The organism is Lishizhenia sp. (assembly GCF_057456495.1).
In genome coordinates this window covers 1-11456 of the sequence record NZ_JBVCPV010000090.1, presented here as the reverse complement: position 1 = coordinate 11456, position 11456 = coordinate 1, and the positions used below count along the sequence as shown (strand labels likewise).

General features: G+C 37.5%; 9 protein-coding genes and 1 pseudogene. 3 read left to right on the top strand and 7 right to left on the bottom strand.

Translation table 11 applies throughout. The features are described 5' to 3' along the window. The 4 genes from AC22ZQ_RS08015 to AC22ZQ_RS08000 all read right to left on the bottom strand — a co-directional run. Positions 1-605: hypothetical protein (locus AC22ZQ_RS08015; protein ID WP_318958261.1), on the bottom strand; the 605-nt coding region annotated here is incomplete at its 3' end. Continuing rightward, on the bottom strand, positions 602-1096 hold the full coding sequence (locus AC22ZQ_RS08010; protein WP_318958260.1) for a glycine-rich domain-containing protein: 495 nt from the start codon (positions 1094-1096) through the stop codon (positions 602-604). The genes AC22ZQ_RS08015 and AC22ZQ_RS08010, both read right to left, overlap by 4 nt. 309 nt (positions 1097-1405) lie before the next feature. After that, positions 1406-2038, bottom strand: a complete 633-nt coding sequence (locus AC22ZQ_RS08005) for a hypothetical protein (RefSeq protein ID WP_318958259.1) — start codon at positions 2036-2038, stop codon at positions 1406-1408. A gap of 349 nt (positions 2039-2387) precedes the next feature. Beyond that, positions 2388-4094, bottom strand: coding sequence for a M61 family metallopeptidase (locus tag AC22ZQ_RS08000; protein ID WP_318958258.1), 1707 nt, complete (start codon positions 4092-4094; stop codon positions 2388-2390). Positions 4095-4269: 175 nt separating this feature from the next. Here AC22ZQ_RS08000 and AC22ZQ_RS07995 point away from each other — a divergent pair, with 175 nt between their 5' ends. Then, complete coding sequence (locus AC22ZQ_RS07995; RefSeq protein WP_318958257.1) at positions 4270-5124, top strand: DUF817 domain-containing protein; 855 nt, start codon at positions 4270-4272, stop codon at positions 5122-5124. Positions 5125-5299: 175 nt separating this feature from the next. Here the strand turns inward: AC22ZQ_RS07995 and AC22ZQ_RS07990 are convergent, their stop codons facing one another. Beyond that, on the bottom strand, positions 5300-5800 hold the full coding sequence (locus AC22ZQ_RS07990) for a hypothetical protein (protein ID WP_318958256.1): 501 nt from the start codon (positions 5798-5800) through the stop codon (positions 5300-5302). 319 nt (positions 5801-6119) lie between these two features. Between AC22ZQ_RS07990 and lpdA the strand changes: the two genes are divergently transcribed. Both lpdA and AC22ZQ_RS07980 read left to right on the top strand, forming a co-directional pair. After that, entirely contained in the window at positions 6120-7511 is a 1392-nt protein-coding gene (lpdA, locus tag AC22ZQ_RS07985) for a dihydrolipoyl dehydrogenase (RefSeq protein ID WP_318958255.1), read from the top strand. Positions 7512-7632: 121 nt separating this feature from the next. Beyond that, positions 7633-8196 carry a hypothetical protein gene (locus AC22ZQ_RS07980; RefSeq protein ID WP_318958254.1) on the top strand — a complete coding sequence of 188 codons (564 nt, stop codon included), beginning with the start codon at positions 7633-7635 and terminating at the stop codon, positions 8194-8196. Here AC22ZQ_RS07980 and AC22ZQ_RS07975 read toward each other — a convergent pair. Continuing rightward, a complete protein-coding gene (locus tag AC22ZQ_RS07975) occupies positions 8193-10106 on the bottom strand; it encodes a phospholipid carrier-dependent glycosyltransferase (protein WP_318958253.1) in 1914 nt (637 codons plus the stop codon). The genes AC22ZQ_RS07980 and AC22ZQ_RS07975 overlap by 4 nt on opposite strands. Positions 10107-10190: 84 nt before the next feature. Continuing rightward, positions 10191-11456: pseudogene (locus AC22ZQ_RS07970) on the bottom strand (hypothetical protein); the annotation flags it as partial.

Here is an 11456-nt window from a genome sequence, read left to right as displayed (position 1 = left end):
ATTGATTTATCAATTTTTCTGAGTAACTCAAAATCAATATTTTTTAAAAGGAAGATATTCCCACCTATTTCTAGTAAAAGAGAAAGTGCCTCTTTCGGATTATCTTTAAGTAAGCTATCAAACTTATTGTCAATCTCTGAAAGTTGAATATCGATCATAGATTTTCGTTCTTTTCCTTCTTCAGTTATAGAGACACCACCAAAATATTTTTGGAAAAAACTTTTTTTAAATGATTTTGGGAAGGGGTGTGTTTCCAGTATGCAATTTCTATACTCTTCTTCTGTTTTGGCAGCGCTATAAGCCACTTTAATTAGTTTGCTTAAAACAATTTTTATTTCAGGTGTGTGTTGATAAGTTGAGAGATAAATTATTTCAAAAATATTCGGTGAATAATTATCAAAATTATTTCCTTTAACTACATACTTTATTCGTTTATCCTTAAACCTTCTCCCTCTTTTCACTCTCCTCACTGTTTCTTTTATTTCTAGCACCTGCTTAAGGATAAGGTCCATTAAAGTATATTTCATTAGGTCTTTAAAGGCAGCATTTTCGCCCTTCATTATTAAAAGGGTCTCAGCTGGCTTTAGCTTGGAAAGGTCACTCATTTTTTGAATAGTTTAAATTTAGGTATTATCCAGTTCTGATCTTTATTTACACGAGTAAAGTTAATTGATTTAAATCGAATTTCACTTTTTGGCCAAATGTCTTCAGGGGGTACTTTTCCAAAAACATCATAATAAAAAGATAAGGTCTGTTGATATAAATCTTTATGCGTCCCTCTTTCTTCAATCCCTTTTGTAGGTCCATGATGAATCTGTGTTTGAATTGTTTCCTTACACATTTCTACCCAATAGGAATGCGTATACAATAGGTGTAAATGCCAAACCTGATCTATTTCATCAGATGGAGACATTGCTCGATTACCGATGCAAATTAAAAAAATGAATTTCTTATATTCTTGAATGGCTCTTAAACTATACTCTAACGACCATCCATTTTCTCGAGCTAATCTATCCGAAAATGTAAACGATGAATCAATATCATCCAATTCAAATGCTTCCAATTTTTGCCAGAGTTGATTTTGAGATGTTGTCATATTATTACTTTATCAACTTACCTTTAAACGCCAAATTAATAGATTTATAAGACATTTAGACGTTTAGACCGTTAGATGTTTAGATGTTTAGATGGAAGGGTGTGGTGTTAACAACATAGTGCGCAAAACTCAATGATATTTTAATTAAATCTTTGAACAAAAGGTTCTCGAGCGGAGCCGAGAGATGAATTTTGAACCTTAAATTTTGAATTATTTAGACCACGCATCCAAAGCAAACCGCTGGTTTTTATCGGGGTTCTCTGTTAACTTGAAATATCTAATTTCTTTTATAAGAAGTTAAATGCAATACTATTGAACCCTTTGTCTAATCAAGACATTGAAAAGGGTATAGATAAACAAGAGGCAAAGAATAAAATAAAAAAACCTCAAATAAACTTCTGAAGAAAAAGGTCTACTCCTTATCACATACAGAGATTTCAGCGGTGTGTTATCAATAAATCGATTATAGCTGTCATCATACTTACTTCCTATGATATTTTCATAATATTCCGTTTTTGACATTAGTCTTTTCACAGTCTCTTCATCAAATTGTTTCTCGATTTCCACTGTTGACTCATGTGCCTGTTGATCACTTAAATCTGTAGATAAAGACCACTGAAAAATTTTAACTATTTTATCTTGTGATGAAAATTCGGACACCAAATACAAATAAGCTTTTAAGCTCTTTGACCTTCCATTCCTACGTATGAAAAAAGAATGCTTGTCAACTTTATTGATGTCACACTCCTTCAAATAAAGATATTTTGGTCTATCATCTTTAAGTTCACTAAATTCATTGACAAATACTGTTGAACCAGAAAATTTCATGACAACATCCATCTCTAAAGAGAAGAGTAAGGTAAAACTAAATAGCATTATAAATTTTTGAAAATCTAACCATGAACGAACTTCTTTTGTTCGAGTATATGGATTGTCCTCCATTTTTTTAAAATACCGGAAGATAGAGTAGCTCAATAAAACAGAACAAAGGAATGAAGTTGCCAAAATCATTCTAAACCTGTCGATTTTTATAAAATCAAGTTTATTGAACAAAATTGAAATAAAAGCTAGAACTAAAAGATATAGAATTAACTTCTTTACAATGACTTTAAGTGCGCTATTGTATGGCTTTTTCAATTACGTTTTTTCTGATAAAAATAGCACGAATTTCAAACCCTTGAACCCTCGAATCAAAAAACCGATGCATTACCACCGGTTTTCTCTATAATAAAACTCAATTTCCAATTCAGGTTCCTGAGCGGAGCCGAAGGACCAATCTCCAATTTCAAATTTACTTGCTCCACGCATCCAATGCAAACCTCTGGTTTTTATCGGGGTTCTCTGTTAATTTCAAATCGTAAGTTGAGTAGAAATAACGCTGAACTTCTGGCATGGTCAATTCTACGAGCTGACCTTTTCTTTCAACGGTCAAGACTTTGATATCATCATCGAAGTAGTTTAACCACTTGTCTAAATCACCATTTACTTTGCAGTTGTTTACCGCAACCACGTTGTCTTCTAACATCGCTCCGGCCATGTCTGCTGGTCCGCCTGGGTAAATGGCTTTTAGCACGCAAGAAGTTGCGCTTTCCAAGACTTTAAACCCTAAACGACCTTCGCTGTATTTTTTAGAAGGCTCATGCAACATCTCTATTCCCAAGTACTCAAAACAATCGTATAAAATCGCTTCATAACCTTTGGTTCCATGCAAGTATTCATCAAACAACCAGTCAAAGCTTACACCGGCCACATTTTCTATCATCGCCTTGTAATCTGCTTCGCTCACCCCTATACCTTTGGCACCGTAATTAAAGTACAATTGACGCATCACCTCGTCTAATCCGCGTTTGTTATCGGTGTGGCGGCGTATCATTACATCCGTTACAAAAGCCATCAAACATCCTTCTACATAGATAGACACCTTTCTACCTGGCGCACCTGGTACATATCCATCCAACCACGTATCCAAACTAGATTCTGCTACAGAGTGGTTAAATCTTCCATGATTATCAAAATGACGTTGCAACTGTACCTTCATTTCTTTAAAATACTGCTCCATGTCAAACACCCCACTTTTCATCAAGAACAAATCTCCCATGTAGGTGGTTACCCCTTCACACAAGTACCCCATAGGTGAATAATTCTCTTTGGTATAATCGTAAGGCATCATCTCTATAGGACGAATGGCTTTTACATTCCACGTGTGGTACAACTCATGCGAGCTTACTCCCAAGAATTCAGTGTACAATTCTTCGAACACAGCGTAAGATGGCCCTAAAGCAATTACCGTAGATTTTTGGTGCTCTACCCCATGGTATAATTTATAGGGTGTAATTTGGAAGATAAAGTGATATTCCTTCACCGGAAATTCAGTAAACTTCTCAATTTGTTTCTCTGTAAAGGCTTTGAAATCTTTGATGATTTTATCCCATTGTGGTTTTACCTCACCATTAAACCAAACGTAAAACAAGGTTTCTCCCATTTCATAAGTCTGCATCTGCAAGTTAGGCGACCAAATAAAGGGTGTGTCCATCAATTCGTGCACATCCTTTACACTGTAAACATCACCATCCTTATCAAAAGAGCTCGCCAATTGCCATGTTTCAGGAACCTCAAAAGTCACTGTACACTTCTCCTCCATCAACGCAGGATTGTACACACAACAGTTTACCGGGTTTACATATAATTGGGTCTTGTCTAAGAAAGTAGAACCTGCATTTAACTCGGCAGCGTAGTATTGGTATTTAACAGTAATCTTGTCTGTACTTGCAGTATCTACCGTCCAAACGCTATGACTTGTTTTTGTAGCCGTAATTTCTTTTCCTTCTGCATCGGTCACTTTAAAGTAGCGCACGTTTTTAGCAAAATACCCTAATTCATAACGTCCCGGACGCCACGTAGGAAATTGCAAAGTTGTTTGCGCTTCGGCTGTGGTCATTTCAACAGCTATATTTATATATTGCGTTTGTGCTTCTGGAATAGAAAAATGATAATGCATTGTCTTCACTTTTGTTTGAAGCTCAAAAATAGAAATTTTATAGGCTTCCTAAGATTTCCAACGTGATTTTCCAAACAGGTAATTCTTACGGTCCGTCTACTGTTAATTTCGATTTCTTAACACTTTCCAAACAATACTTTCATGAAGTTGCTAGTTTAGGTTTCAATTCTATGGCATGAAAAAACTACATCAACACATCCTCTCTACATTTTATTTACAAGAAGGTCATTCTAAAACAAAGGCATTCTTGAGCGAACTCACGGTTTTCACCTATAAAAATGCCTTGAGTTGCATTTTCCCAGCGTATATTTTTCTGGTCTTGGCACTCTCTAACATGCTCGGGTTAAATTTTATGCACAGGTACGATTTTCTCTTTGTCGCCTGCATTCTGGCCCAAGTCGCCTTATTACTTACGGGCATAGAAAGTAAGCGCGAAGTCTTGGTCATCATGGGCTTTCACCTCTTGGGGTTCATCATGGAAGTCCACAAAGTAAACGCAGGTTCCTGGAGCTATCCTGAAGATGCCTTTTTTAAAGTTTGGGGCGTGCCTCTGTACAGTGGATTTATGTATTCTAGTGTAGGAAGTTATGTATGTAGAGCTTGGGACAATTTTTCCCTTAAAATTACGAATTGGCCTAAGAACAGGTTCGCAATTCCGGTAGGACTGGCGATTTACCTCAATTTTTTCAGCAACGCTTTTATACAAGATTTAAGGTGGTATATCGTTGCTTTACTGCTGCTCGTTTTCAGAAAAAGCAAGGTTCATTTTACCACCAATGGTCGGCAACGTAGCATGCCTTTGTTATTATCTTTTCTCCTCATTGGTTTCTTCTTATGGTTGGCAGAGAACATCGCCACTTTTCTTGGCGCTTGGCAATACACCTACCAACACAAAGGTTGGCAAATGGTAGATTTCGGTAAACTAAGTTCGTGGAGCTTATTGGTCATCGTTAGCATTATTATCGTAGTGCAGCTGAAAAGATTTTTCAGTAAAGACGTACATAAACAAGGTGAAGTGCAGCAATATTAATTGGCGTCATTTTTTCCGTGCCTCCAAAAACCGGGTCGCCCCTACAAGTTATTTTGCACGAAAAAAGGAAGCTTAACACCTACAAGGAGCTTCGTTAAAGTCGCTCTTGTAGATCTAGCTTCCTAATTTTATGCGGCAACAAGCTTTTCAGTTTGCCCCTTGCCCAAAACAGATATTATTTGGCATGTTGCAAATAAACATCACTAATGTCAAAATAATAATTGCACGTTCTTGTTTCTCCGAAGGTAGTTTCTAACTTCCAGTTTTCCTCTTTTAAAATATTACCCAAACCATCAGTCGCATAACCATACACCTTATTATCCACATCTTTATTAGTTTGGGTTGAAGGTAATTGCTCACCAAAAACATCTACTTCTGCATCAATTACATTGTAAAAAGTCAAGGTTTTACCCCCACTAAAAATCATCTTTAGAGAATCTACGTAGTTCATTCTAAACACAGCATTACCTCGCGTTAAAGTACCTGAACTTTCTATGCTCTCCTCTTGAGCAGGCAAATGATAGTAAGTAGGACCAATACTGTCTCTATATTCTACAATCTCTATGTCAGAAGAAGTTGTATTGTGATAATGGTAATTAAACACTTCTTGGCGTTTACAGGAGGTAACAGCAAAAATTAGCAATACAACAAAGGCACTTAATTTCTTTACATTCATAATTTCGGTTTTATCTCGCGCTAACAAAAACTTAATTTCTCGTTGCTAGCAACAAGCACAAAAGTAGAGGGGACACTTTCCCTAATTTTTACCGTGGTATTATGAATTCATTGTAAACATATTAAGAACTTTAACAACCTGTTAAGGTCATGTTAAGCCCTTTACTCCTTTCTATACATGGTTCTATGAAAAACAATAGGGTTTCTCCAAGCACTTTTTTCACCTGAGATTAATACGAGCCTTTTCCCTTGCTTTCATTTCACTTTTCCCAATTATTGCTTAAATTCGCACACGTTAAATAATTTAAGAATATTCGGTTATGAATTATGATATTATAGTTGTAGGAAGTGGACCTGGTGGATATGTTACTGCCATCCGTGCTTCTCAGTTAGGATTAAAAACAGCAGTTGTAGAACGTGAATCTCTTGGAGGTATCTGTTTAAACTGGGGATGTATTCCTACCAAAGCTTTATTAAAAAGTGCCAACGTATTCGAATACATTAGTCATGCGAGTGATTACGGTATCAACGTACAAGACAGCAGCGTAAACTTCGACGGAATGATCGAAAGATCTAGAGGTGTTGCCAATGGTATGAGTAACGGTATACAGTTTTTGATGAAGAAGAACAAAATCGATGTTCTTAAAGGAAACGGTAAAGTATTAGCAGGTAAAAAAGTTGAAGTTACGGCAGAAGACGGTAAGAAAGAGGTGTACACGGCAGATAAAGGTGTAATCATCGCTACTGGAGCACGTTCTAGACAATTACCAAACTTGCAACAAGACGGTGAAAAAATCATCGGATACCGTGAGGCAATGACCTTGAAGAAACAACCTAAGAAATTAGTAGTTGTTGGTTCAGGAGCTATTGGAGTTGAGTTCGCTTACTTCTACAATGCTATCGGAACAGAAGTTACGGTTGTAGAATACTTAGACAATATTGTACCTGTTGAAGATAAAGACGTATCTAAGCAATTAGAGAAATCATTAAAGAAACAAGGTATCAAAGTAAAAACAGGATCTTCTGTAGAGTCTGTTGATACTTCAGGTGATGGATGTAAAGTATTGGTAAAAACTAAAAAAGGAGAAGAAACTATCGAGTGTGATGTTGTTCTTTCTGCAGTTGGTATCGAAGCAAACATTCAAAACATAGGATTAGAAGATTTAGGAATTGTTACAGATAAGGGAAGAATCTTAGTAAACGATTTCTACCAAACAAACATGCCTGGTTACTACGCAATCGGAGACGTTATTCCTGGTCCAGCATTAGCACACGTTGCATCTGCTGAAGGAATTATCTGTGTTGAGAAAATTGCAGGTCACCACCCAGAAGCATTGGATTACGGAAACATCCCAGGATGTACGTACTGTTCTCCAGAGGTTGCATCTGTTGGTATGACAGAACAACAAGCTAAAGATGCTGGTTACGAATTAAAGATTGGTAAATTCCCATTCTCTGCTTCAGGTAAAGCAAGTGCTGCTGGTGCAAAAGATGGATTCGTTAAATTGGTATTTGACGCAAAATACGGTGAGTTATTAGGTGGTCACATGATCGGTGCTAACGTTACTGAAATGATTGCTGAAATCGTTGCTATCCGTAAATTAGAAGTTACAGGTGAAGAATTGATCAAAACAGTTCACCCTCACCCAACAATGAGTGAAGCCGTTATGGAAGCTGCTGCAGCTGCTTACGACGAAGTAATTCACTTATAGATTTGAAATTTGAAATTGGAGATTCTAAATTATTGAACACTCCAAGGATGAAATATAAATTTATGAAAGGGTCCTGGTAATTTTACCAGGACTTTTTCGTTCTTAAGAAAAAGTTTTAAAAATGAATATGAAGAAGTACTGGATACTGTCTGTAATATTGGGCTTAGGAGTGAGTTGTAAAAGTGAACACGAAGAAGTGTACGACTTTGTTGAAATATGTCAGAACAACTACTACGAAGGCTATGGTATTAATGCCGCAGACACATTACTTGCTTTCGAAGAAGACTTAATTACTTATCATTTACTTGAGGATGCGAGTTATACCTCTTATTACAACTTATTACAGGAACTCTCTAGCGAGGTCTATTTTGACAGCTATCCCATTCGTATTTCTCCGAAAGCACCCTTGTTAACGTTAAATCCACAAGATTTACAAAGCTGTTTAAGCGAATCATTCGGAATAGACTCACTTCGCTTAACACAAACGCCCTATTACGCATTACAGTCTGATTTAAACTTGTATTACACCAGCTCAGAGAACATTCATATTTCAGGTGTCTTTGACCGTTACATGAAACACCTGGACGCCCTTGAATTTGAGCATCCATTTATACGCTTGGAAATTTTAAAACTTTTATATCGCTGGTATTTTGAGAGTGAAAGACAAAAAGCTCAACCGCTTTAAAGTTTTGTTTTAGAAATAAGTGAATCTTGCTGGAACACCATATTGTAAACGGTTTGTGTAGAATCTGTAAATTTAAATTCTCCCTGCCTTTTACCTTGCACAAATTCACCTTCGTATTTTTCGCCCTGGGGAGTTACAAACATGGCTTCACCGTGTAACATTCCATCCTTCCATTCTCCCTCAAACAAAGTTCCGTCTGTTCTTACAAATTTTCCAAATCCAGATCTTTTGTTGTTCTCATCGAACTCACCAAAATATCCCACGTTTGGATTAAACTCAAAAATAAAGGCACCTGTAGAGTTCTTTCCTTTAAAAGCCTCCGGATTTTTTTGTCGTAAAATCTCCTCAGGATCTACGCGGTGTATCATCCTAAACTTATCTCTGTATTTCTGTACAGTGGGATACAAATATTTAAAGGTTGCTGTAAACCCAATAGACTCCACTACTACATGTGTAACTCCTTTGTCTATTAACCCAGCTAAGACCGTATCTAGTTCAGCAGTATACTTAAAAGAAGAAACCTTTTTATCCGATTCAATCGCAAACAAGTGTGGTTTCCTACACGCCACAACACTACCCTCTGGCAATCCTTCTTTGGCCCACTTAGACAAATCCATGTAGTTTCTCCAATTCAAAGGGTATGGGTTGTTCGCTTTATTTTTGTACTTCGTATATGGCTCAATATGAAGTGTACACAACAACAACAAAAGAAGCGCTGCTGCAGGAATCAGTTGTTTTTGATTTTTACTCCTTTTTTGCACGAGTATATTTACCAGTTCAAAGAGTCCATAAAATATCAAGAAACTCACCAAAGGAATAACTGGGAACATAAAGCGCACACCAAACCATACATCTGGCCAACATAAGAATACAGCCAGATTCCCCCCTAAATAAAAGAGTAAAAACCAACGCCATTTTTTCAAGCGCCACGCTCCAAAAATTATCAAAGCAAGGTATAAGCTCCCTAGTAAATATCCACCTACCGTAGGTCCAGGAACCACACCTGTGGCATCCTTTTTATAATTCACATAAAACCTTGGAGTAATAGAACTTGGAATTTCTTTTCCTAAATAACGTGTGGCATTGTTCCCCATACGTGTTAAGAATCCAGAGAAGTCAACTTCACCCAAACTCTTGTTGTAAGGGTTCACCATCATTAATTGTTTTTGGTAGCCCGATCCTCCCAGGCGAGAAGAACGCATTTGCCACGGCAATAAAGCCAAAACAACAATAGAAACTCCGATGATCATTGGCATCCAGTTCTTTTTAAGGATTCCCCAGAGTATCCAAACACCTAGAAAGACTACACCTTGGGTTCTTATATAAATGGCAAAAATCATCGAGATAATAGCCAAATAATACCACGGTGATTTATAAAATTGAACTTCCTCTTTTCGCGCTAGAAAAGCAAATATGGTAAGCAGGGAGAAAAAGGCAAAAATCATCTCCGACATAACTATACTTGAATACATCAAATAATGCATATTGAAGAGGATGAAAAGTGAAGTAGCAAAGGCAAGATGATCATTCTGACTAAGTTTTCTGGCAATAAAGAAAATCAGTAATAGCACACATAAGAAAAAGAATCCATTGAGATGTTTAATGGTTTGTATATCTCCATCTGTGATTTTAAGTACTTGCCCTATAACATAACTATACCCAGGAGGAAAGTGATTGGCCTCCGTTCCATTTACTAAATGCGCATTTACGTATCCTTCTCCGTCAGCAATCGCCTTCCCCAACAAATAATAAGCAGCATTATCACCTCCTAAGAATATTTTTTCATCATAGGTTTCTGGGTAAGTTGAAAAATAACTTACGCAAATGATTAACAAATAAAAGTAGAGTGTAGCTTTTTTAAGAATAGCCGTGATTGGGTTTGGCTTCTTCGCAGTTGCTTTTTTAGACATAATAAAGAGTAATAGTACAGTTGTTACGAATGTAACAAAAAAAGAGTTGCCCACAATTGAGCAACTCTTTTCTACTTTATATTCTTATCTCCTACTCGGCCTAACCACTGGTTTAGGAGTAGGCGTTCTTTTTGGGGTTACCTTCGGTACTGGTTTCACCACCGGTCTTGGTTTTGGTGTAGCACGTGGTTTAGGTGCCGGTCTTGGCGTGGGTTTTGGTCTTGGCACTACTTTCGGCGTTGTTGGCCTTGGTTTCGGCTTTGGAGTTACCCTTGGCTTCTTCGGCGCAATTACGGTCGGAGTTGGTTTTGGGGCAGTTTTAGGAGGTGTAGTAATTTTCCTTGCCGGTTTACGCACCTCTTTTGGTTGAGGCACTGGCTTCACAACAGGTTTTGGCTGTGGAACCGGCTTTTTAACTGTTTCCTCCACAGGTTTAACAACTGGAACTACCTTCGTGGGTTTCTTTTCTGTGGTGATGCTTTGAGGGTTTTCATTTCTCGTTGGCACCTCACTTTCTGGACGTACTATAGTTTGTGGCTTATCTCCACCAAAACTAGAGTCTAACTTAACCGGTGCCTTGATTGCTTCGCCCCCCGTTAAGGTTGTTCCACCTTGCACTTCTCCATCTACATTCCCATTTGGATTAGTTCCTGGAATTCTTCCTGTATTTGATGATGGCGTTTGGTTCGGACCTAAAGTACTAGAAGGTCTTCTACCTGAATTTGGCGTTGGTGTAAAATCAACTCCATCTGTCGCCCTTGGAATTCTTCTGCGCGGCTCTGGATCTATGTTCACAAAAGCTACATCGAATATACAAGCGTTCATGTTTTCTGGAGCAATACCTTGTTCCAAACATCTTCTTCTTGCTCTGTTTCTTCTTCCCTGAGGAATATCACTTACCGATCTATGTTGACGCGGGAATAATAAATCTGTAAACGTCGCTGTGTTTTGACCCAATCCATAATCAAATAAACTTGTGACCATATTTACTCTATAAACAGATGCATAATCACGCGCTATATATCTTAAGTATTCTCTTTCTTTTTCACGTTGAGTTCTTCCTAAACCTCCAAACACATCACTATCACTCGCAGTGAAACCTATATCGTTTAATCTACCTGAACTCAAATCAAGGTCGTCATTTCTTCTTCCGTTGGCATTACCTAAAAGTCCGGTATATTCTCCAGCATTACACGTAGGTACTTCAACGTTAATATTCATAAAATCAAAAGATCCAGATCTTCTAAAATCAATCATCACTTGTTCGCCGGTTGGCCAAGTAACTACATAACTTTTGTTGTTCTTTCTACGAATAACACCACCATTAGAAAGGCGCAGTGCACTTGCTTT